This window comes from Nitrospirota bacterium (assembly GCA_040757595.1).
GTDB lineage: Bacteria > Nitrospirota > Nitrospiria > Nitrospirales > Nitrospiraceae > JBFLWP01.
Map to the genome: position 1 here is coordinate 258,848 of JBFLWP010000003.1, position 21,856 is coordinate 280,703.

At 65.4% G+C, this 21,856-nt stretch carries 19 protein-coding genes; 13 read left to right on the top strand and 6 right to left on the bottom strand.

Annotated features, from left to right (window positions below; translation table 11 throughout):
• Nucleotides 1-168: 168 nt before the first annotated feature.
• From AB1411_04890 to larB, 5 genes are all read left to right on the top strand, one after another.
• A complete protein-coding gene (locus tag AB1411_04890; GenBank protein ID MEW6542931.1) occupies nt 169-1,005 on the top strand; it encodes a protein-glutamate O-methyltransferase CheR in 837 nt (278 codons plus the stop codon).
• A gap of 47 nt (nt 1,006-1,052) precedes the next feature.
• Nucleotides 1,053-1,676: a chemoreceptor glutamine deamidase CheD gene (cheD, locus tag AB1411_04895; protein ID MEW6542932.1), complete on the top strand. Its 624-nt coding sequence runs from the start codon at nt 1,053-1,055 to the stop codon at nt 1,674-1,676.
• Nucleotides 1,677-1,760: 84 nt separating this feature from the next.
• Nucleotides 1,761-2,828, top strand: a complete 1,068-nt coding sequence (locus tag AB1411_04900; GenBank protein MEW6542933.1) for a chemotaxis response regulator protein-glutamate methylesterase — start codon at nt 1,761-1,763, stop codon at nt 2,826-2,828.
• A 136-nt stretch (nt 2,829-2,964) separates the two neighbouring features.
• Nucleotides 2,965-3,984, top strand: coding sequence for an NAD(P)H-dependent glycerol-3-phosphate dehydrogenase (locus AB1411_04905; protein ID MEW6542934.1), 1,020 nt, complete (start codon nt 2,965-2,967; stop codon nt 3,982-3,984).
• Nucleotides 3,985-4,008: 24 nt separating this feature from the next.
• Complete coding sequence (gene larB / locus AB1411_04910) at nt 4,009-4,776, top strand: nickel pincer cofactor biosynthesis protein LarB (GenBank protein MEW6542935.1); 768 nt, start codon at nt 4,009-4,011, stop codon at nt 4,774-4,776.
• Nucleotides 4,777-4,843: 67 nt separating this feature from the next.
• On the opposite strand, the gene AB1411_04915 is transcribed toward larB, so the two are convergent.
• Nucleotides 4,844-5,362: a hypothetical protein gene (locus AB1411_04915; protein MEW6542936.1), complete on the bottom strand. Its 519-nt coding sequence runs from the start codon at nt 5,360-5,362 to the stop codon at nt 4,844-4,846.
• 262 nt (nt 5,363-5,624) lie between these two features.
• Here AB1411_04915 and larC point away from each other — a divergent pair, with 262 nt between their 5' ends.
• Genes larC through AB1411_04955 form a run of 8 tightly spaced genes read left to right on the top strand, consistent with a single transcriptional unit; the run spans nt 5,625 to nt 14,175 of the window.
• Entirely contained in the window at nt 5,625-6,854 is a 1,230-nt protein-coding gene (gene larC / locus AB1411_04920) for a nickel pincer cofactor biosynthesis protein LarC (protein ID MEW6542937.1), read from the top strand.
• On the top strand, nt 6,851-7,855 hold the full coding sequence (locus AB1411_04925) for a sodium:calcium antiporter (GenBank protein MEW6542938.1): 1,005 nt from the start codon (nt 6,851-6,853) through the stop codon (nt 7,853-7,855). Before larC ends, AB1411_04925 begins: the two co-directional genes overlap by 4 nt.
• A 25-nt stretch (nt 7,856-7,880) precedes the next feature.
• Nucleotides 7,881-8,804, top strand: a complete 924-nt coding sequence (locus tag AB1411_04930; protein MEW6542939.1) for a cation diffusion facilitator family transporter — start codon at nt 7,881-7,883, stop codon at nt 8,802-8,804.
• Nucleotides 8,791-9,816, top strand: a complete 1,026-nt coding sequence (pdxA, locus tag AB1411_04935; protein MEW6542940.1) for a 4-hydroxythreonine-4-phosphate dehydrogenase PdxA — start codon at nt 8,791-8,793, stop codon at nt 9,814-9,816. The genes AB1411_04930 and pdxA overlap by 14 nt, the downstream gene beginning before the upstream one ends.
• A gap of 20 nt (nt 9,817-9,836) precedes the next feature.
• Nucleotides 9,837-10,145 carry a hypothetical protein gene (locus AB1411_04940; GenBank protein MEW6542941.1) on the top strand — a complete coding sequence of 103 codons (309 nt, stop codon included), beginning with the start codon at nt 9,837-9,839 and terminating at the stop codon, nt 10,143-10,145.
• Entirely contained in the window at nt 10,142-10,978 is an 837-nt protein-coding gene (gene rsmA, locus AB1411_04945; GenBank protein MEW6542942.1) for a 16S rRNA (adenine(1518)-N(6)/adenine(1519)-N(6))-dimethyltransferase RsmA, read from the top strand. Before AB1411_04940 ends, rsmA begins: the two co-directional genes overlap by 4 nt.
• 54 nt (nt 10,979-11,032) lie before the next feature.
• Nucleotides 11,033-13,465, top strand: coding sequence for a DNA translocase FtsK (locus AB1411_04950; GenBank protein MEW6542943.1), 2,433 nt, complete (start codon nt 11,033-11,035; stop codon nt 13,463-13,465).
• A complete protein-coding gene (locus tag AB1411_04955; protein MEW6542944.1) occupies nt 13,462-14,175 on the top strand; it encodes an outer membrane lipoprotein carrier protein LolA in 714 nt (237 codons plus the stop codon). Before AB1411_04950 ends, AB1411_04955 begins: the two co-directional genes overlap by 4 nt.
• A 98-nt stretch (nt 14,176-14,273) precedes the next feature.
• On the opposite strand, the gene AB1411_04960 is transcribed toward AB1411_04955, so the two are convergent.
• From AB1411_04960 to AB1411_04980, 5 genes are all read right to left on the bottom strand, one after another.
• A complete protein-coding gene (locus AB1411_04960; GenBank protein ID MEW6542945.1) occupies nt 14,274-14,639 on the bottom strand; it encodes a response regulator in 366 nt (121 codons plus the stop codon).
• Nucleotides 14,596-16,218: a PAS domain S-box protein gene (locus AB1411_04965; GenBank protein ID MEW6542946.1), complete on the bottom strand. Its 1,623-nt coding sequence runs from the start codon at nt 16,216-16,218 to the stop codon at nt 14,596-14,598. Before AB1411_04965 ends, AB1411_04960 begins: the two co-directional genes overlap by 44 nt.
• Before the next feature lie 473 nt (nt 16,219-16,691).
• Nucleotides 16,692-17,663: a hypothetical protein gene (locus AB1411_04970; protein MEW6542947.1), complete on the bottom strand. Its 972-nt coding sequence runs from the start codon at nt 17,661-17,663 to the stop codon at nt 16,692-16,694.
• A 31-nt stretch (nt 17,664-17,694) separates the two neighbouring features.
• Nucleotides 17,695-20,214 carry a cytochrome c gene (locus tag AB1411_04975; protein MEW6542948.1) on the bottom strand — a complete coding sequence of 840 codons (2,520 nt, stop codon included), beginning with the start codon at nt 20,212-20,214 and terminating at the stop codon, nt 17,695-17,697.
• A 252-nt stretch (nt 20,215-20,466) separates the two neighbouring features.
• Complete coding sequence (locus AB1411_04980; protein ID MEW6542949.1) at nt 20,467-21,855, bottom strand: hypothetical protein; 1,389 nt, start codon at nt 21,853-21,855, stop codon at nt 20,467-20,469.
• Nucleotide 21,856 lies beyond the last annotated feature (1 nt).

Consider the following 21,856-nt stretch of genomic DNA (forward strand, 5'->3'; position numbering starts at 1 on the left):
AAGGGGACGCACGGGGAGAGCGCCCCCTCCCTCTTTCCTCGCCCTCACCTCCTGGGGGGCGAGGAAAGAGCGTAGGCGGTTCGTTCTTCGTCCACGCGAGCGGATGGAACCGGTGCGAGGGAGCTGCCGAATCGGGAAAGATCTCCGAGCCGGAAATGGGCGTGGACGATGGCAAGCACGGCCAGCGAGACGATGGAATACCAGATCACCGACGAGGAATTCGAGCGGTTTCGCTCGCTGGTGTATCGGGAGAGCGGGATCAACCTCAGCCAGAGCAAGAGGTCATTGCTGGTCTCGCGGCTATCCAAACGCCTCCGGGCCCTCGGGATCGAGACCTTCCAGGCTTACTACGAGCACGTATTGGAGGACCGGGGCGGCGAGTTCACGCAGATGCTGGACTGCGTGGCGACGAACAAGACGGATTTCTTCCGCGAGCCGGTGCACCTGGAGTTCCTGCGCGATCGCATTTTGCCGGCCCTCGAGACGGCCAAACGCGTGCGCATCTGGTCCTCGGCCTGTTCTTCCGGGGAAGAGCCGTACTCGATCGCCATCACGCTTTGTGACGGGATCGCAGCCCCGCTCCGATGGGACTGCAAGATCCTGGCGTCGGACCTTTCGACCCGCGTCCTGGCACAGGCAGCGTCCGGGATTTACGAGGCGGAGCGGGTGCGCGAGCTGCCGCCCGGGACGATCCGACGCCATTTCCTCAAAGGCCGCGGGGCTCACGCCGGCACGGTCAAGGTGAAGCCGCATCTTTCCGATCTGGTCCGGTTCCGGAGGATCAACCTGATGGACGATCATTATCCGATCAAGAGCCAACTGGACGTCATCTTCTGTCGCAACGTGATGATCTACTTCGACCGTGCCACGCAGCAGCGGCTCGCGGCCAAGTTCCATCGCTATCTGAGGCCGGGCGGATACCTCTTCATCGGGCATTCCGAGAGCCTGCAGTGGGTGGAGCATCCCTTTCGCCCCGTGGCCCCCACGATCTACCAGAAAACGTGACGGATGACAGGTGACGAGTGACGTGTAGAAACGAGGGCGTGAAGCCGATGGCATTGCTCATCACCCATCACCCATCACGCATCGCGGAGTTTCCCCACATTCGCCGCGTGCGCGACGGCCGGTTTCCGCACGAGGTCGTGAGCATCCTGCCGGGAGAATACTTCGTGAGCCAGGAGCCGATGATCATCCAGACGGTGCTCGGTTCGTGCGTATCGGTCTGTGTCCGTGATCCGCTGTTGAGCATCGGCGGGATGAACCACTTCATGCTGCCGGTTCCCTGCGAAGGCGGGGTCAACTCCTGGGGCGAATCGGCGCGGTACGGGTGTCACGCGATGGAGTTGCTCGTCAACGAGATCCTCCGGCGCGGCGGAGGCCGTGATCGGCTGGAGGTCAAGGTGTTCGGGGGCGGAAAGATCTACGACAGCAGCCTGGACGTGGGGGCTCGGAATGCCGTCTGGGTCCTCGAGTATCTCGAACGGGAACGGCTGAAACCGATCGTGGCCGACCTGCGCGACGTGTATCCCAGGAAGGTCTATTACTTCACGGAATCCGGCCGCGTCTTGCTGAAGAGGATCAAGCGGGTCAAGAACCGGACGATCGAGGAGAGGGAGCGACGGTATCACGCCTCCTTGCAGCAGCGTCGGGCGGACGGCGAGGTTGCGTTGTTCTGAACAGGCGTGAAGCGCGGTCCGTATCTCGTTGTTCGTCCGGAGCGAGACCAGATACGCTTCACGAATTGCAGGATACGAGGGCTCATGTCAAAGATTCGCGTGTTGATCGTGGACGACTCGGCGCTGATGCGCCAAGTCCTGACCGAGTTGCTCTCGCAGGATCCGGAGATCCAGGTGGTGGGGACCGCCCAGGATCCCTATTTTGCCCGAGAGAAAATCAAGGTGCTCAACCCGGACGTGCTGACGTTGGACGTCGAGATGCCCAAGATGGATGGGTTGACGTTTCTCGAGAAACTCATGGTCGGCCATCCGATGCCGGTGGTCATGGTCAGTTCCCTCACCGAAGCCGGGTGCCAGACGACGCTGCACGCGCTGGAACTCGGGGCGGTGGACTTCATCACCAAGCCCCGGATCGGCCTGCGAAGCGGGATGGAAGAGCAGGCGCAGGAGCTCGTCGCCAAGGTCAAAGCCGCCGCAGTTGCGCGGGTTCGGGGCAAGGGGCAAGGGGCGAGGGGAGGAGCCCAACCTCTCGTCTCTCGCCCCACGCCTCTCGCCTCATCCGCGATGCTCAAGACGACCGATACGATCATCGCCATCGGGGCCTCGACGGGCGGGACCGAGGCGATTCGGGAACTGCTGGAGGTCCTGCCGCCGAACACGCCTCCGATCGTGATCACCCAGCACATGCCGGAGAAGTTCACGAAGACTTTTGCCAATCGTCTCGACGCCCTCTGCCGGATCTCGGTCAGGGAGGCGGAGGACGGCGACAGTGTCCTTCCCGGCCATGCGCTCATTGCCCCGGGGAATTACCACATGACGTTGTCCCGGAGCGGGGCGCGATACCGTGTCAGGCTGAACCAGGCCCCGCCGGTGAACCGGCACCGTCCCTCGGTGGACGTGATGTTCCACTCGGTGGCGGAGTATGCCGGCGCCAACAGTGTCGGGGTGATCCTGACCGGCATGGGGGGAGACGGGGCGCGCGGGCTGCTCGCGATGAAGCAGGCCGGCGCCTACACGGTGGCGCAGGACGAAAGCACCTGCGTCGTGTTCGGCATGCCCAAAGAAGCGATCAAGTTGGGAGGGGTGGACAGCGTGGTCCCGCTTCCCTGCATGGCGTCGCACCTCCTCTCGCGGTTGCGGAGCGCCGCGTAGCCTGCCGGCTGCGCTTCAGCCTGAGCCTCCCCTCTTTCGTCGTACGGTCTTAATCGAACCCGTCTCGTTTGACACGTTCTCCCAGGCGTTTCTATAATCCGGCGCCTTTGTAGTCGTCAGGGGGACAGGGACGTTGATGGCGCGCGCAGACCAGAAATCGGCGGTGATCGGGGCCGGGGCCTGGGGCACCACCCTGGCCCGGCACCTGGCCGGGAAGGGCGGGGAGGTTTCCCTCTGGGCGTATGAGCCGGAGGTGGTGGAGGCGGTCAACCACAAGCGGGAGAATACGCTCTTTCTCCCCGGTGTAAGCCTGCCTCCGTCGCTGACTGCGACCGGTTCGCTGGCCGGCGCGGTGCGCGGCGCCGAGTTGCTCGTCTTTGCCGTGCCGTCGCACGCAGCCCGATCCGTGCTGCGTCAACTGGGGCCGCTGTTATCCGGGCCCGTGCCGCTGGTCAGCGCCACAAAGGGGATCGAAGAAGAGACGCTCAAGGTGATGACGCAGGTCATGGAGGAGATTCTTCCGGCCGCGATGCGGAAACGACTCGCCGTCCTGTCCGGCCCCAGCTTCGCCGCGGAGGTCTGCCGGGGACAACCGACCGCCGTGACCCTGGCGGGGGAGGACGAGGAGTTGGTGGCCCGGCTCCAACCCCTGCTGATGACCCCCCTGTTCCGGGTCTACAGGGGAAGCGACCCGCTCGGCGTCCAGTTGGGCGGGGCCCTCAAGAACGTCGTCGCGCTGGGCGCCGGCATCGTGGATGGGTTGGATCTCGGACACAATGCGCGGGCCGCACTGATCACGCGCGGCCTGGCCGAGATGGTCCGGCTCGGCACCGCGATGGGGGCCCATTTGCGAACTTTCTACGGTTTGTCGGGGATCGGGGATCTGGTCCTGACCTGCACGGGTGCCTTGAGCCGGAACCGAACGGTGGGCGTCCGGCTCGGCAAGGGAGAATCGCTGGCGGGGATTCTGAACGACATGCACGCGGTCGCCGAGGGGGTCCGGACCGCCAGAGCGGCGAAGGGGCTGGCCATCAAGTACGGAGTGGAGATGCCCATCGTGCAGGAGGTCTGTTCGGTTCTGTTCGAAGGAAAACCCTGCGCCCGCGCCGTGATGGATTTGATGGAGCGCTCGGCCAAATCCGAAGAAGGCGGGTAGCGGCTCGTCGAACCGGAATAGCGGATGGATCGTCGTCGTCTCACGAAGCTTTTAAAGGATCTCAGAAGCGGCAAGCTCGACGTCGAAGAGACCGTGGAGCGGCTGCGCACCCTTCCGTACGAGGATCTGGGCTTCGCCTCGCTCGACCATCATCGGACGATCCGGCAGGGATTCCCGGAGGTCATCTTTTGCGAGGGGAAGACCAGGGCTCAGGTCGTGGCCATCGCGCGGGGGCTCTTGCGCAAGGGCGGCACGCTCCTGGCCACCCGCGTGGAGCCGGCGGTGGCCCGCGCGCTGATCCGGCTGGATCCGCGGGCCCTCCACGAGGAGGCGGCCCGGGCCGTGGTGATCCAAAAGCGGAAGCCGGTCGCCAGGGGAGACATCCTGATCGTCACCGCGGGGACGGCCGACATCCCGGTCGCCGAGGAGGCGAGGGTCACGGCCGAGGTGATGGGCAGCCGCGTGGAATGTCTCTACGACGTCGGCGTGGCCGGGATTCACCGTGTGCTGCGCCGCCATGACCGCTTGCTGCGCGCCCGAGCCCTCGTCGTCGTCGCGGGGATGGACGGGGTGTTGCCCAGCGTCGTCGGCGGCCTGGTGGACCGGCCGGTCATCGCCGTGCCCACCAGCCGGGGCTACGGGGCCAGCTTCGGCGGTCTGGCGGCCTTGCTGACCATGCTGAACGCCTGTGCGGCCGGAATCGGCGTCATGAACATCGACAACGGGTTCGGGGCCGGCGTCCTGGCCCACCGGATCAATCTGCTCGGCGAAGCGCCGCGGGCAGGAGGCTAGGGGCTAGAGGTTCGTGGGGACGGGTGAATGCTTTCCCTCTCGCCCCGTGCCCCGTGCCTCTCACCGGTCATTTGACGTCGATCGTTCCACGCTTGGGCCAGGAGACCATCTGGGTCCTGGCTCCCTTCTCGCTGACAGCCAGCAGCTTGGCCCGCACCTCATAGTGGTACTTCCCGCTTTCCGCCGGTTGCCGGCTCTGGTCCGTTCCGTCCCACGTCAGCGTGATTCCCATGCGCAGCGGGCCGGTCGCTGCGTCGGCGCTGATCGGCTGGCGGCTCGACAGGAAGCGCAGGGATCGCTTTGAGGGGGAGGTGATGAGCGAGGACACTTCCAGGATCGTCGCGCCGTCGAGTTCTTTGGGCAGCGCGACTTCGATCGAGAAGTCCAGAGGACCTTCCTGGGGCGAGTAGGAAGAGTGCGAGGTGGTGACCGAGACGATTCGGAGGTCCGGCTCTGGTCGGGGAGCGGCCCGCCGTTTGGCGGCCTCGGCGTCGCTCTGGCTCAGCAGACACAAGGCCAGCAGGGCGACGGATGCCGCACGGGGCAGCGGGTTGCTGAGGGTTCTGACGGGCAGGATGAATGGCACTGGCAGGGCGGTGACTCGTTAATCCGTGGTCTGACCGATGTTCCGGTAAAAGGCTGGAGCCTCCCTCTCCTCGGCTCACCGGCTTCCAGCCGCGTTGTGGATAGCATAGGGCTGTCGGGCTGTCAATACGAAGGCACGTAAAACGTGAAACGTCGGACGTGAAGCGTTCGGGGGAAAACCATCGGCTGGCTCGTTGCCCTCGGGAGAACGCTTACGTTAAGATGAGCGCCGAGCACGTGCGATAGCAAAGGCGGAACGGACCGTGACCTGGCTGCATTTCGACTGTTTTTCCGGCGTCAGCGGAGACATGATCCTCGGCGCGCTCGTGGACGCGGGCCTTCCCTTGAAGGATCTGGTCCGCGGACTGCGTGGACTCCGGGCGGGGGACTATGCCCTCCGCGCCAAGAAAGTCACGCGCGGGGCGTTGCATGCGACCAAAGTGGACGTGCTGGTGCGCGACGGGTTCCGCGCCCCCCTCTCTCTGAAACGCATCCGCGGCACGATCTCTGCGAGCCGCCTTCCCGCGCCGGTCAAGGACTTGAGCCTGGAAGTGTTCGACCGGCTGGCGCGGGCCGAGGGAGCCGCCCATCGGGTCAATCCCTCCGACGTCCAGTTTCACGAAATAGGGGTGGTCGACTCGCTCGTGGACGTGGTGGGGGCCCTGCTGGGCTGTCATCTCCTCGGCGTGGACCGCGTCACCGCCTCCCCGGTGAACCTGGGGGCCGGCCTGATCGAGTCCCGACACGGCCGTTTGCCGGCTCCGGGTCCGGCGGTGGCCGCGCTCGCTCGCGGCATCCCCGTCTACAGTGCCGGCCCGGCTCGGGAGCTGACGACGCCGACCGGGCTCGCGCTGTTAGGCGTCCTGGCCCGGGACTTCGGGCCCCTTCCCCTGATGCGTCCGGGGACGGTTGGGTACGGGGCCGGCACGGCCGACCCGCCCGGATGGCCCAACGTGCTCCGGGTCTTCCTCGGCCAGCCGGTCCCGACGACGTTCCAGGACGGGGCGGAGACCGTGGTCCAGATCGAAACGAACGTGGATGATCTGAACCCACAGACATACGAGGTCGTCATGGAGCGCTTGTTCTCGGCCGGAGCGCTGGACGTGACGTTGACCCCGGTCATCATGAAGCAGGGACGGCCCGGAATCGTGCTGTCCGCGCTGGTCCCGCAATCCAAGAGCCACGCCGTGGCCGTGGTGATGCTGCGCGAGACCACGACGCTGGGAGTCCGGCTGCAGGACGTACAGCGGCTCGTGCTCCCCCGCCGGGTCGAGACGGTGCAGACCACCGCGGGGCCGGTTCGAGTGAAGGTGGCGGAGACAGGATCCGGGAACGCCAAGGCGGCACCAGAATACCAGGACTGCCGGCGCCTGGCGGCGCGCACCGGCCGACCGGTGCGCGAGATCATGGAGGAGGCCCTCGTGGCCTATTTCGGCCGAAAGCGGAAGGCCAACGGCAAAAGGCGAAAGCCGATCGGGAGAGCCTCGTTGTGACAGTTCTACTCTACGTCCTGCTGTTCCTCGCATCGGTGGCGATTACCCTGGGGGGCTGCGCCCTGTTCACGAACGGGATCGAGTGGCTGGGCAAGCGGCTGAAGGTGCCCGAAGGGGCGGTGGGGAGCATCTTCGCGGCGGTCGGCACCACGCTGCCCGAAACCTCGATCCCGGTCATCGCGATCTTTTTCGGGAGCGGACAGGAGCGCGTGGAAGTCGGATTGGGCGCGATCCTCGGCGCGCCGTTCATGCTCAGCACGCTCGTCCTGCCGATTCTGGCCGGACTGCTGCTGCTCTATGCCTGGATGGGCAAACGCGCCGCATCGTTCAAGTTGGACTACCGGGAGATCCGGGTGGACCTTCAATTTTTCCTGATCGCTTACGGATTGGCCCTGAGCTGCGCCTTCCTGTCCACCAAGGCCCTGCACTATCTGGTTGCGGGAGGCTTGATCGTCCTGTACCTGGCCTACGTCAGGAGCAAGTTTTCCGCCTCGCGCGACGGGGAGCCGGGCCTGGATCCGCTGTTTTTCGCCAGACGGTCGGTGACCCCCTCGTACGGGGCCATCGGCCTCCAGGGGCTGGTCGGGCTGGTCGGGTTGGCCGGCGGGGCGCATCTGTTCGTCACCGCGGCCAAGGCCCTGGCGGTTGAAATGGATGTGTCGCCGTTGTTGCTGGCCCTCCTGATCGCGCCCCTGGCGACGGAGCTGCCGGAGATGTCCAACAGCTTCCTGTGGCTCTACCAGCGCAAGGATACCCTGGCGGTCGGCAACGTGACCGGGGCCATGGTCTTCCAGGGGACGTTTCCCGTGTCGGTGGGGCTCGTGGGAACCGAATGGATGTTGAATTCCACGGCCCTCGCCGCGATGGGGCTGGCCCTGGTCGCGGTCGGAGGCAACTTCCTGCAAGTGCTCTGGGGCGGGCACTGGCGTCCCTGGCTGCTCGGCGGGGGCGCCGCCCTGTACGTCGGATTCACGACCTATCTCTATCTCGCTGCGAGATAGACCGGAGGCGGCGGCTGGTCGGGCCATGTCATACGCGCACGAGGCGTCGGCGAACCCGTCGAAAGACGCGCGCGACCGGGAAGTCCGGTGGGTGCTCTGGGCGGTTCTGGCTCTCAACCTGCTGGTGGCCCTGGCCAAGCTCCTGTACGGGCTCATCACGTCGTCCCTCAGCATGCAGGCCGACGGGTTCCACTCCCTGTTCGACGGGATGTCGAACGTCGTGGGCCTGTTCGGGCTCTGGCTGGCGGCTGCGCCGCCGGACCGGCACCATCCGTACGGACACAAGAAATACGAAACGCTGGCCGCAGCCGCGATCGGCGGCATGCTGGTCGCGACGTGCCTCTACCTCCTGTGGCGGAGCTACGACCACTGGCTGGGATCCGTGCACCCGGAAGTCACGGGTCTGAGCTTCGGCGTGATGGCGGTCACGATGGCCGTCAACTACGGCGTCATGCGGTGGGAGCGGACCAGGGGACGGGATCTGCGCAGCGAGATCCTGGTGGCGGATTCCCAGCACACCGGCAGCGATCTCCTGACGTCCTGCTCCGTGCTGGCCGGACTGGTCGCGGTCAAGGTCGGGTATCCGCTGATGGACCCGATCGTGTCGTTGGCGATCGCGGGCGTCATTGCCTGGACGGCGGCGACCGTGTTGAAGGAGGTCTCCCATTCGTTGACCGACCGGGCCCGGCTCGATCCGGAAGCCGTCCGCACGGTGGTCCTGGGGCATGACGGCGTGCTGGATTGCCACGAGGTCCGCACGAGAGGGCTGCCGGATCACATTTTCATGGATCTGTCCGTCCATGTGCGTGCGGACATGTCCGTCGCCGAATCCCACGAGTTGGCCCATCAGGTGGAGCAGGCCATCAAGGACCGGTTCGAAGGGGTGGCAGAAGTGATCGTGCACGTGGAGCCGGAGGATTGTCCCGGGGCCAGGCATGCCGGCTGGTAAGCGGCTCCCGATCCTGGGGCTCACCATGGGGGATCCGGCCGGTATCGGGCCGGAGGTGGTCGCCAAGACGCTGGCGAGGCCCGAGGTCTGGCGGGTCTGCCGGCCGCTCGTCATCGGCTCCAGACCGGTGATGGAGCGGACGGTCCGTCAGCTTCACCTGCCGCTGCGGATCGTCGGTGTCGCCGGGCATGACCGGCTGCTCGGCCGCCGCAATGAACTCGCCCTGCTGGATCCGCTCGACCGGCCGCTCGGCCGATTCAAAGTCGGGGCGGTCTCCAGAACGGCCGGCGCGGCCTCCGTGGCCTTCGTCGTGAAAGCGGTTCGGCTGGCTGAAGCCGGCTGCATTGACGCGATCGTCACCGGGCCGATCAACAAGGAGGCCATCAACCTGGCCGGCCATGACTATCCGGGGCACACGGAGCTGCTGGCGGACTTGACGGGGAGCAAGGAGGTCGGGATGATGATCCTCGGCGGTCCGCTCAAGATCATGTTCGTCACGACGCACGTGGCCATCCGCGAGTTGCCCGACGCCTTGACGCCGGCGCGCGTCGCGCGCGCGATCCGCCTGGCCGACAGGGCCGTGCGGGAATACTTCGGGATCGCCCGGCCGAGGATCGGCGTCGCGGCCTTGAACCCGCACGCCGGCGAGGCGGGGCTGTTCGGCAAGGAAGAGCGCCGGGTGATCCTCCCGGCGGCCAGACGGGCCAGGACCTCGGGGATTCGGGCCAGTGATCCGCTGCCCGCCGACACCCTCTTCGGCAAGGCGGTCCGAGGGGGCTACGACGCCGTCGTGGCCATGTACCACGACCAGGGCTTGATCCCGCTGAAACTGCTGGCGTTCGGCACCTGCGTGAACCTGACGGTCGGATTGCCGATCATCAGGACGTCGGTGGATCACGGGACGGCGTTCGATATTGCCGGCAAGGGCGTGGCCGATCCGGGCAGCTTGATCGAGGCGATCAAGCTGGCGGCGAGACTGGCCCGCGTCAAACGGCTGAAGGCGGAAGGTTGAATTGCCGAGAGGAGTTGAAGATGTCTGATCAGGTCAAACCGGCCCTCGACGTGATCCGGGCGCAGATCAGGGAGCTGGACGCGATCCTGGAGCAGGGACGGAAGACCCTGAACACGGTCGCCGCCGGAGAACGGCTGGCGAGGTGGAAGAGGCAGGCGGTTGCGTTGCTCGCGCAGCACCTGGGGCCGAGGGAAGCCGGGAGGTTGGAGAGCACCACCCCCGGCCCGTCCTTCACCAACGACCTGCTGGAGGAACTGACCGACGACGTGGAGCTCTACCGCAACGTCATGGTGTCGCTGGAGAAGGAGTTGAAACAGCGTCAGGTATGAGCGCCGGCCCGTCTCCCGCACCGCCCCCTCGTCCGCTGAAGCGTCTCGGGCAGCACTTCCTCGTCGATCCCAACATTGCGAGAAAAATCGTGGTGCTGGCGGGCATCCGGCCGGACGAGACCGTGATCGAGATCGGGCCGGGCCGCGGCGTGTTGACGCGCGCCCTTTGTGAGCGGGCCAAGCGGGTGATCGCCATTGAGCTGGACCCCAAGCTGGGCCGATACCTCGACGAGACCCTGGGCGGCTGCCGGAACCTGGACCTGCGGATAGGCGATGCGCTGGACTTCCCCTACGATCGAATTCCCCAGGGGACGGTCGTGGTGGCCAACCTGCCCTACTACGTGTCCACGCCTCTGCTGTTCAAGCTCCTTGAGGCGCGGGATCGGATCGACCGCCTGGTGCTGATGCTCCAGACCGAGGTCGCGCGCCGTTTGGCGGCCGGGCCCGGGACCCGTGACTACGGGGTCTTGTCCGTGCTCACCCAGGTTGCGGCCGACGTGGCGATCGCGTTCCCCGTGGCGGCCGGTTGCTTCAGGCCGAGACCGGAGGTGGGGTCCTCCGTCGTCTCCCTGACCGTGCGCAAGACGCCGGCCGCGGCCGTCGCGGATGACGCGGGGTTCGTCCGGGCCGTGCGGGCCGCCTTCGCCCACCGCCGCAAGACGCTGGCGAACTCGCTGCGGGACGAAGGCTATCCGCCCGATCGGATCGCCAGGGCTCTGGCCGAGGCCGGCATCGAGCCGTCCCGCCGGGCCGAGACCGTGACGCTGCAGGAGTTCGCTGCTTTGGCCAGGGCCCTCATGGCCGCTTCTGACCGGGCCGATCCTGGCGCCTGAGCTTCCGCTCTCACCCCTTGCCCCTTGCCGGCCGAGGTGTTACCATGCCGGCCTATGGGGGTATCCAGCACGGCGAAGCGCGGTGACGCTCGCCCCACCTCCCGTGAATCCTCCCATCTGAAGCACGAGGTCATCGGGGTTCTCCTGATCACCCTCAGCCTCCTGTCCCTCCTCAGCCTGGTGTCTTACACGCCGACGGATCGCCTGCTGTTCGGCGGTGCGGCGACGGACGCCTCCGTGCCTCAAGCCCGGAACATGATCGGGACGGTCGGTGCGACGATGGCCGCGGCGCTGTTCTGGCTGATCGGGGGCGGCGCCTATCTCCTGCCGTTTCTGCTCGCCATGCTGGGCGGCCGGTGCTTCGTCGAGGGGGCGCTCAGCGTGACTCTGCGCAGCGCGGCCGGCTCGGCCGCTGCGGTGTTCTTCCTGAGCGGGCTGCTCCACCTGGAGGTCACGGCGGTGCCGACCATCTCGAGCGGGTGGGTCTTCCGCGGTACGGCGGGAGGCGCGACGGGCTACGTCCTCGCCGAGGGCTTGCGCAGTTACTTCGCCAGCACGGGCGCGCACATCCTCGTCATCGCCGGGCTCCTGGTCTCTCTCCTGCTGGCGACGCCCATGTCCCTCGCGGAGCTCGGCCGCCGGCTTCCGGAGTGGTGGGAATCGGCCGTGGAGGCCGCGGTCGCCCTGCTGCCGACGCCGACGGAAAAGGCGGGCAAGGGCGAGAAGGTCAAACGGGCCAAGGCGAAGCCGGTCAAGATCGTGCGTCCTCCTGAGCCGGAGAGGGAAGAGGCAGAGGTCCAGCAGCCGGCGCCAGTCTCGGCCCCGGAGGAGATGCGGGCCAGGGCAACCGAGGACATCGGGGAGGCGGACCGGGAGGCGCCGGTCGTCGTGACCGCCGCGGTCTCGACCATGTCCAGCGACTACGTTCTGCCCGATCCGCGCGAGCTGCTGAGCGATCCCTCCGGCCCCATGGACCGGATGAGCGACGAGGAGCTGAAAGCCCAGTCCGAAGTGCTGACGAAGGCGCTGCTGAGCTTCGGGATCGAGGGCAAGGTCACGGAGGTCCATCCGGGCCCGGTCGTGATCATGTACGAGTTCGAGCCGGCGCCCGGCGTGAAGGTGGCGCGCATCGTGAACTTGGCCGACGACCTGGCGCTGGCGCTCAAGGCGGAGAGCATCCGCATCGTGGCGCCGTTGCCCGGGAAGGCGGTCGTGGGCATCGAGGTTCCCAACCGGTGCCGGGAGACCGTGTCCCTGAAGGAGGTCATCACGAGCGACGCCTTTTCAAAATCGCAAGCCCGCTCCAAGCTCGCGCTGGCGCTGGGCAAGGACATTTTCGGCCAGCCCGCCACGGCCGATCTGAAGACCATGCCGCACCTGTTGGTGGCGGGCGCCACCGGCGCGGGCAAGAGCGTCGGCCTCAACACCATTCTCATGAGCCTTCTCTTCTCGACCAGGCCGGACGAGGTCAAGCTCCTGCTGATCGATCCCAAGATGCTGGAGCTCAAGTCTTACGACGGCATTCCCCACCTGCTGCGCCCCGTGATCACCGATCCCAAGTCGGCGGCGCGGGGCCTCGGGTGGGTGGTCCAGGAAATGGAGCGGCGGTATCAACTGCTGGCCGAGGCCGGCGTCCGCAACGTGGACGCTTACAATCGCAAGGTGGCCGAGGAGCAGGGCGTCCTCCCGCAGTCTTCCTCGGGGGAGCCTGGTCAGCCGGACCAGCCGATCGAGTTCCTCTCCGAGGAGGCGCGACTCTCCGCGGGAGAGAGCGCCGCGCTTGCGGAAGGCGCGGGGGGCTCGCCGGCCGCCGAGCCGAGCACGCCGCCGGCCCCGCTCCCCTACATCGTGGTCGTGATCGACGAGCTGGCCGACCTGATGATGGTGGCGCCCAAGGAGGTGGAGGAGAAGATCGCGCGCCTGGCCCAGATGGCCCGGGCCTCCGGCATCCACCTGGTGCTGGCCACCCAGCGGCCTTCGGTGGACGTGCTCACGGGCCTGATCAAGGCCAACTTCCCGGCCCGTATCGCGTTCCGAGTCTCGTCCAAGACGGATTCCCGCACCATCCTCGATGCCAACGGCGCGGAGGCCTTGCTGGGGCGCGGCGACATGCTGTTCCTGTCCGGCACCGGCCAGCTCGCCCGTCTGCACGGGTCTTTCGTGGCCGACGACGACGTCAGGCAGGTGGTGGACTTCGTCAAGAAGCAGGCGTCTCCGGCCTACAGCGAGGAGCTGCAGTCGCTGCGCCAGGAGGAGGCGGCGGAGGAAGAGGCGCGGGACGAGGTCTACGAGCAGGCCAAGGACCTGGTCCTGTCGTCCGGACAGGCGTCGGCTTCCCTCATCCAGCGGCGGCTCCGTGTCGGGTACCCGCGGGCGGCCCGCATGATCGAACAGATGGAACAGGACGGGATCGTGAGCGCGCCGGGCCGGGACGGGCGGCGCGAAGTGCTGGGGCGCCGCGGGCCGGTCGGGGGGGGCGAGGCGTGAGGCTCGTAGGGACGACCCTGGCTGTGATGCTCCTCGGCCTGTGCGCCTTGCCGGCTCCCGTCCCGATTGCGGCGGAAGAGGCGAAAGACGGGCGGGAAGTCCGGGCGGTCGTCAAGAAGCTGCAGGCCCGGTACGAGCAGACCCGCGATCTCCAGGCCGAGTTCACTCAGAGCACCAAGATCGAGGGATTCGCCACTCCCATCAAGTCCGGCGGGCGGATGTACATCAAGAAACCTGGCCGTCTCCGCTGGGATTACCTGGACCCGAACGTGGAGGAGATTTACGTCAACCAGAACGATGTGATGATGTACGTGCCCGAGCACAAGCAGGTGCTCGTGGGCAAGCTGACGCAGATGGCCGCCTCCCAGGCGCCGCTGCAGCTCCTGCAGGGGGTCGCCAAGCTGGAGGAGCAGTTCGACCTGGACCAGGGGGCCGGCACGGAACGGGGCGAGGGCGGGCTTCCGCTGGTGACGCTTCTGCCCAAGCCGGTCGGACACGAATCGGTGAGAACCGTGAGCCGGATCGTCTTGGAGGTGCAGCCCAAGACCTACTTCATCAAGCGGGTGTCCATCCACGAGATCAGCGGGAACGTCTCCACGTTCCACTTCACCAACCTCAAGGCCAACGTCGGGCTGAAGAGCGCCCTGTTCGACTTTCAGGTCCCTCCCGGGGTCGAAGTCGTCAAGGCGCCGGCCTTGAGCCCTCCGTAACGGCGGCACTCATCAAGCGTCCTTCGTTGATCGGCTGGGAGAGTCCTCCTCCCCCGAATGACGAGAGACGCACGACGAGCGACGTTGGCCTCGCTGAGCTAAGCGGTAAACTGGTCTCCGAAGATCGCGTGCCGATCCACGGATCGCCGGACCACCGAGAGCAGGTGGTCCTTGGAGACCGGCTTGACCAGATAGTCCACCACGCCTTGTTTCATCAATGCGACGGCCATGTCGACGTCCGGATAGCCGGTGAGGACGACGATCGGGACCGACGGGTATTGGGCCCGGAAGTAGGTGATCGCCTGCGTCCCGCTGATCTTGGGCATGCGGATGTCGCAGAGGATGGTGTCCACCATCAGCGGATTGTCGTCCGCGTTGAGGGTGGCGATGGCCTGCTCTCCGTCCTCCGCCTCCACGACTTCATAGCCGGCCCTGGTGAGATTCAGGCAGATCGGCTTTCTCACCTGCGGCTCGTCGTCCACGACAAGCACGCGTCCGATCCGTCCGTTCGAATGGCTCGCGGCAGACAGACTCTTGGGGTTCATGGCTGACCTCCTGCGTTGACGGTTCACGGACGGGGAACAGGACCGTAAAGCTCGTCCCGCGTCCTTCCTCGCTCTGGATGGAAATCCGCCCTCCGTACTTGGCCACGATCTTGTAGGCGATGCTCAGCCCCAGCCCCGTGCCTTTTCCGGGGTCCTTCGTCGTGAAGAACGGATCGAAGACCTTTCCGAGCAACGACCGCGGGATGCCGCACCCGGTGTCCGATACGCGGACGAGAATGTCCCGAGCCCCTTGCTGTACGGTCAGCGTGAGCGTGCCCTTCCCCTCCATGGCTTGCACGGCGTTGCTGATCAGATTGACGAACACCTGGTCGATCTCGGTCCGTCGGGCGCGGACCTTGGGGGCGGCGTGGAACTCCGTCGCCACCTGCACCAGGCCGAAATCCGGTCCTCGACGCACCATCTTGATCGCTTCCATCAGCCGCTCGCAGAGATCGAGGCTCGTCTCCTCGTCGAGCGAGGCGGGCCTGGCGTAGCAGACCAGGTCGCGAACCACGGCCGCCACGTGCTTGGAGTACAGGGCGATGTCCCTGGAGAACTCCTTGATCCTGGCCGGATCGGTCTCCTCCTGGATGATCTCGGCCATACCCAGGATGCCCTGGATGGGGTTGTTGATCTCGTGGGCCATGCCGGAAACCAGCGTGCCGAGGCTGGCCAGTTTTTCGGCCTGGATCAGTTGGTCCTGCGCCTGCTTGCGCTCGGTGATGTCGCGGATGATCCCGCTGAAGAAGGTGCCGGATTCGGTGCGCCACATGGCGAGGGAGAGCTCCAGGGGAAATTCGCCGCCGTCTTTGCGCAGGCCGTGCAGCTCGATCGTCCGGCCGGTCACGCAGGGCTCGTTCGTCGTGCGGAGTCGGGTCAACCCTCGTTGATGGGCCTCGCGATAACGGGTCGGCATCAAGAGCGTCAACGGCCGGCCCAGGACCTCTCCCTCCGAGTAGCCGAAGAACCGCTGGGCGCTCTTGTTCCAGGAGATGATGCGGCCTTGATCGTCGGACAGGATGATCGCGTCGGGCGCCGATTCCACGACCGAGCGGAACCGGGCTTCGCTCTCGCGCAAGGCCCGCTCCACCTGCTGTGACTTGACCGCCAGGGTCCTGACTTCGACCGCCCGCCGCACCAGCGCTCTGATCTCTTCCGGATTGTAAGGCTTGGTGATGTAGGCGAATGCCCCTCTGTTCAGCGCGATGATCGTGTTCTCGACCGTGGCGTAGCCCGTGAGGAGGACGACGGGAAGCGTCGGGTCGATTCCCTGCAGCCGTTCCAGCACGGCAAGCCCGTTCAGGTCCGGTAGCTTGATGTCGAGCAGCACGACGCTGTAGGACTGGTGGGAGGCCCGTTCGAGCGCGTCCCTCCCAAGACCGGTGCAGTGCACCAGATACCCCTCCTCGTGCAGCATGAGGCGCAGCGTGTCCCTGGCGTGGAGGTCATCGTCCACGACGAGGACATAGGTGTACAAAGACCGCAACGAGACGCTCATCGTCCGCTCTCCCGTTCGGTGCGAGGCCGGCTGCCCGCCGTGCCTACGCGGCTGCCTTGAAAGTCTTCTCCCCCGAACGACTCTCTGGCATGGCCGGCGGGGTGTCAGCGGGGCCAGGGCGCTCCTGGCATGTGGGGCCCGCCCCCGCGTCATCCATCCTGGCGCTGATCACGGCCAGCACGAGCATGCCGAACAAGGTGAATCCCGATACGACGATTCCCCAGGCCATGGTCCTTCCTCCTTGGTGAAAGGATCTGGGCGGCTGAGAGTCCGCCCGCGCACCCACTTCCTTCAGCAACGGTCGTGCCAGGGCTGCCCGGGAGCGGGATCTCCTAACTGGCTGATTCTATTTGTGTTGTCGCGGTGGAGACGAAACCGCACCGGTGAGGCTGTATCGAAAGCGATAAGTAGCTATACTGTCCGATACAGGAGGCGTTGTCGCGATCAGGCGGGCGAAGGGGCGTGAGACGCGACTACCTCGCGCCTCCGGCGATACGCTGGGTCCCGACCCAGCAGTCCTGGTCCGTGGATGAGGGGTTCTGCCTGGCCAGGTCTTCCTTGTACAGGATCATGTTCATGAAGAACATTCTCCCCATGTAGACCCGACCGAGGTACAAGCCCGGCCTGACCATGCGGAGTTCATCCCGGACTTGCAAACCCTGAGGGCCGGTCAGCCAGTCGATTTCCTTCACGTACCCGGGAATTTCGTGGCTGTAGGCATAATCGATGACGATGGCCTCACGCCGGCCGTCCAGGAGGCTCTGTCCGCAATAGACCTTGGCCGGGAACAGCAAGGGCTCCTGTGCAGCCCCCGGCGATTGTTTCGTCGTCACCCCCTCCTCCCTCTTCGGCGAGATGAGGGAGGAGAGCTTGGCAAGGTCCCCGATTTTGGTGCGGACAATCCGCTGGCTTTTGTCGAACACCTTGCCCCGCCAGAGCTGCCGGACGAGCTCCTCGCGTTGCTCTTTCGGCTTGCTCAGCAAAAGCGCGAGCCCCTTCAACCGCTCTCCGGCCAGCATCTGCGCGATCTGCAAGGACGGCCCAAAGTCTCTGGGGCGGAAGAGATGGACCTCGTAGGGCCCGTCGGGAATCGCACCGGCCGTCAATCTGGCGTAAATCTGGTCTAGTTGCTCTTGGTCGGCCGCCTGGAGGTTGCTCCGGGTGATCTTGGCCAGGTCGTTCCCCGTGAGGGGATAGTCGTGCTCCAATCGGGCGAAATCCATCTTGCAACGGTAATACTCCTCGGAACGCGCCGCGACAGGCAGCTCTTTCTCCAGCCTGGCTTTGCACTGTGCCTCGTCCTGCGGATATTGATCGGCGGGAGCGTAGCTCACCGGCGGAGCAGGTTCGCCGGGCGGCCCGGCCGCGAGGACCGACACAGGCGCGGCGGCGACCAGGATGGAGGCGAACAGCCAACTTCGGCGCAAGGCGCATAGACGGATCATAGGTTCCTCCTGTCGCGGGCGGGGCGGGCGTTTACAACGTGGCCAGGAACGCCGTAAGGTCGTTTTTGTCCTGTTGCGTCAAGCGGCCGTCCTCGAACAACTCGTAGAGCGGATGGCCCGAGGGAGTCCCCTTGTTTTCGTCAAGATCGACGCTGTTGCTGTACACCTCCGATAGGTCATGCGCTTTGTCCAGCACGCTCTTGGGGTTGCCCAGGATCTCCGCAAAGGCTTGCAGAGTGGCCTTGGCGTGCTGCTCGCCTTTCTCGGGCCCGAAACGCGAGGCGAACTTGCCTTTCAGTTTCGTGAACTGCCCGGGGTCGGCAAGGGCCTTCTGCAAATCGGTCCCGAATTGCTCGGGCTTGGACATGGCATTCTGGAGGTCGGGGAAGGCGAGCCGAAGCTCGGCGAGGAAGCCTTTGAAGTCGTTGATGAACTCCTTGTGCCGGTAATTGCCGATCAGGGCGGCCGGCTTGCCGTCGGGGAAGATCAACTCCATCCCCAGCGGACCTATGTGCTTGGCCCCGTTCGTGGGCGTGACCTTGCGGCTTCGCTTGTCCGGGTTCAACAGTTGGTCCATGGATTTCTTGAAGAGGCGGTAGCGACCCTCCACGGAGGGATCGAAGGGTTCGCAGGCGGGCGGTTTTGCCGGGCCGCCGCAGAGCTCCGGGCCGGTTGCATTGTCGTGCATGAACGGCGCATAGGCCCACAGGCTCAGGAGCGAAACGTTTCGGTAATAGCCGCGCCCCCCGTCCGCGGTCATCGAATGGCGTGCCGGCTCGTCATCCATGGACATCGGCAGGGTTACGGATGACCGGCCTCGATAGGTTTCCGACGAATACTCTTCCCAGAGATGGCCTTTCATGTGGTTGGAGTGGAGCGCGCGCGAGGCGTTCACTTCGAGCTTGGTGACGGCGGTGGGCTTGTCGTTGCCGAGCCAGTCCTTCCTGAGACCGGTCGCCGGATCGAGAGCGCGGAAGTCACGGTCAACGAACTTTCCGTTCTCCTGGTCCTCCGGCAGGCTGCTGTGGCAGCCGGCGCATTTCTTGGCGAAAATCCGCCTGCCCCGTTCTACGTCGGCGCGCAAATCGGCCTCCAAATCCTTGACGAGGTCGGCCTCGGTGTACCGCGCATCGGGGTCCTTGAGTCTCCGTTCGTTCTCCCTGGCTTCACGCAAGTCCGCCGGGGCCCCGGTCATCAAGTAATTGAGAAGGTCGGGTAGGCGGTCTTCGATGGCGCGGAAGTTCGGACAATCGCGTCGGGCCTGCCCGATGTCCATCGGCGTCTGGCCGTATCCCCTCAGACGGGGATCGAGCTGCATCATGTCGGTCAGGTGGTTGACCCAGGCGGATTCGGCGCAGCTCCCGATGTTGATGTACACGCGTTGGAGGGCTTCCAAGGCGCCGATGCTGTCTTCGCCGCCCTTCAGGATGTTGTGGACCTGCTCCCGCTTCAGGCTCTTCTTCCAACATTTCTTGCCGTCCTTCCCCGGCTCGCACCAGCACTGCTCCTGCTCGGAGGTGATTGTGCACTGCTCGCCGCTCTTGACCGGGCGCCACTTCCGAACGTCGTGGGGAAAGGTGGGTCGCCGTTTGAGGTTGATGAGGGCGTTCATCGTGCCGGTGTTGTTGACCTGATCCGTCGGAATGGCCGAGGTGTCCACGGTGCCGGGCCGCACGAGCGCGAAGACCTGCCACTCCAGGCTTTGTCTCGGCATCCCTGAAACGAAGATGGGCAGGACTCGCGAGTACTGGTTGCCGACCGTTCCGGACAGGTTCTCCGCGGCCGGATAGGCGGGGCTGTGCGGCGGCTTGAACGGCTTCAAAGGATCGAAGGCGATGTGGCAGGCCCCGCAGGCCATGCCGACGAGGAACGGCGGTTCGACGGAGCCGTCGGAGAGTTTCTTGCGGAACCCGTCCCACGTGGCCAGGCCCTTGTTGAGCTTCGCCCAGGCCTCCCGGTCGAACCTGGGGTTGGGAAACTTGCGGAATCCCATCGCGCCGGCGGACGTGCCAAACTCCAGATCGCAAGGGCTTTGCCACAGCTTCTTGGGGAACCGTATTCCGCCTTCGATCTCTTCTCTCGAAGGTGTTGCGTCGTTGAGCTCGCAGGCCGGATCCTTGTACCCGTGCTTGCCGACGTAGGTCAGCAGGACTTCATCACCGGGACAGTAATCGAAGCCGTAGGTCTCTTCGAGGCTCTTGGCCGGGCAATCCGGGTCTCCGGGCTTGCAACAGGCCGGATCGTTGACGAGGCCCCACTCGTCGAATCGCGTGGCTCTGGCCGGCGCCTTCATGACGCCGTACCAGTCAACCAACGTGCCGAGCCGTTGCTGGAACACGTAGGTGAAGAACCGGGCGGTCCCCGCAGCGGCCTTGAACCAGATCTCGCAGCCCGCCCGTTCCGATGGAGTCAACTTCACCCTGCCATTGAACAGACAGGGGTCGCTCAGATCACGCGGAGGCGCCTGCAGCGACGCGGCCTGTTCCGCGCCAAAAGCAACGGTTGCCATGGCAAAACACAGGGAGGCCGCGGTGGCGGTGAGTCGCTTCATGGCCTGCTCCTTCCATGTTAAGGAGGAACGGTGCCTGGGGGGAGAAACCGATCGAGATCTTCATTGTTTATGCGGCTCTTCGCGGGATAATTCCCGGATAGTGGCCTTATGCTCCTTCTCCCATCTGCCGAGTTTCGCTTCTTCCCACATCCAGCGGATGAAGGAGCAGGACAGCACCGCAAACACTCCGAGCGTGAGGAGTCTGCTCACCCATCTTCCTAGCGAGGCCAGGTAACTCTCCATGGTCGCACCTCAGAGATCGAACATGCGTTCAAGGAGCCACGGACCACTGCCCATGAGCACGAGGAGGGCGCCGCTTGAGAGCAGGATCCACAACCAGAAGAGGCCTGGAGCCAGGAAGGACGGAAAACGGTCGGCGGGGGGGACCAAAGGACGTCCCTCCAGCCAGGGAATCAGTCGGTCGATGAGCCGGTCCGGGTTCCGCGCATTGACCTTCCAATAGGAGGTATGGGCGGTGAAGGGCGAGACCTGATCCGCCCACGGAACGTTGGTCAACTGCAGTCCCCCCACGTTGTTGGTCCCTGAAAAGAGGTCGATCGTTCCGGCCACGATGTCCTGGCGGTCGGCGACGTTCACCCAGGGCACGGGGTTGGGGAGAGGCTGCGCGTTGATGGGGACGATCAAGGGCCAGAGAGCGGCGAATTTGTCCAACGGGCTCCCCATGGTCAGAAACCCGCGCAGACCCGCAAACAATTGCCGTCGGTCGATCTGATCGGTCGGTTGGATCCAGGGGGGACGACGGGGGGCCTGGTCGTACAGGTTCTGGTTCTGGTCCGACGCCTTAAAGACGGGATTCAGCCCGTTCCACTCTTCTTCCGTCAGATAGCGAGGCAGGATTCCGTTCAGCTCCATCAGACCGTTGAAGGCGACCACCGTGCCGAGGCTGTGGGCAAAGATGTAATACCCGTCGAGTTCTCCGGTTCGCACCGCTTCGGCGGTGCGGAGCAACGCACGCACCATGCGCCGGCGGATCGCCACCCGCGATTTCTCGCCGATCGCTTCCAGGTTGTTGTCCATCCGCACGAACCAGTCTTGATACAACTTGACGTCGCCCACGAAGTTGTACAGCGTCTCCTGTGCCTTCTCCAGCGGGGACAATTTAATGGACAAGCGGGCGAGAACGGCATTGAACAGGTTGATGCTCAGCAGGATCAGCAAAAAGAGCAAAGAGACGCCAAAGAGCTCGGCCCGCGTTCTTATCGTCTCGACCCGCGTCAGCCTTCTGGGCAGCCGACGCAGCCCGACTTGCGTGACCGATGCCGGAGAGACGTTGTAGGGGCGGACTCCGGGCATGGCCAAGGCCCAAAGAACGAAATCTATCCAGCGTCTCACGGTCATGGGCTCGTCCAAATCCGCCCAATGGACCTCTCTGAAGACCGCCTCGATCCATCCCCCTAGCTCGGACCGCCAGCGGACCGATGCAGGCGTCTCTTGCCAGCCCCACGTCGGCGAGTGAAGCGGGGCTTGGTTCCCCAGACCGATCTGCACGTGGGCCTGGCGAGCAGGATCCTTGGCCAGGGCGTTGTACAGGTTGCCGGCAATCTCCTCGAGATGCTCGAAGCACTTTTGTTCGCCGACGCCATGGACAACCAGAATGCCGATCCGCCTGTCAGCTAGCATG

Excerpts from the sequence above, each read along its gene's own strand:
- AB1411_04890 (MEW6542931.1), top strand. The coding sequence starts at position 169 with ATGGCAAGCACGGCCAGCGAGACGATGGAATACCAGATCACCGACGAG.
- cheD (MEW6542932.1), top strand. The coding sequence starts at position 1,053 with ATGGCATTGCTCATCACCCATCACCCATCACGCATCGCGGAGTTTCCC.
- AB1411_04900 (MEW6542933.1), top strand. The coding sequence starts at position 1,761 with ATGTCAAAGATTCGCGTGTTGATCGTGGACGACTCGGCGCTGATGCGC.
- AB1411_04905 (MEW6542934.1), top strand. The coding sequence starts at position 2,965 with ATGGCGCGCGCAGACCAGAAATCGGCGGTGATCGGGGCCGGGGCCTGG.
- larB (MEW6542935.1), top strand. The coding sequence starts at position 4,009 with ATGGATCGTCGTCGTCTCACGAAGCTTTTAAAGGATCTCAGAAGCGGC.
- AB1411_04930 (MEW6542939.1), top strand. The coding sequence starts at position 7,881 with ATGTCATACGCGCACGAGGCGTCGGCGAACCCGTCGAAAGACGCGCGC.
- pdxA (MEW6542940.1), top strand. The coding sequence starts at position 8,791 with ATGCCGGCTGGTAAGCGGCTCCCGATCCTGGGGCTCACCATGGGGGAT.
- AB1411_04940 (MEW6542941.1), top strand. The coding sequence starts at position 9,837 with ATGTCTGATCAGGTCAAACCGGCCCTCGACGTGATCCGGGCGCAGATC.
- rsmA (MEW6542942.1), top strand. The coding sequence starts at position 10,142 with ATGAGCGCCGGCCCGTCTCCCGCACCGCCCCCTCGTCCGCTGAAGCGT.
- AB1411_04950 (MEW6542943.1), top strand. The coding sequence starts at position 11,033 with ATGGGGGTATCCAGCACGGCGAAGCGCGGTGACGCTCGCCCCACCTCC.
- AB1411_04965 (MEW6542946.1), bottom strand. The coding sequence starts at position 16,218 with ATGAGCGTCTCGTTGCGGTCTTTGTACACCTATGTCCTCGTCGTGGAC.
- AB1411_04970 (MEW6542947.1), bottom strand. The coding sequence starts at position 17,663 with ATGATCCGTCTATGCGCCTTGCGCCGAAGTTGGCTGTTCGCCTCCATC.
- AB1411_04975 (MEW6542948.1), bottom strand. The coding sequence starts at position 20,214 with ATGAAGCGACTCACCGCCACCGCGGCCTCCCTGTGTTTTGCCATGGCA.
- AB1411_04980 (MEW6542949.1), bottom strand. The coding sequence starts at position 21,855 with ATGCTAGCTGACAGGCGGATCGGCATTCTGGTTGTCCATGGCGTCGGC.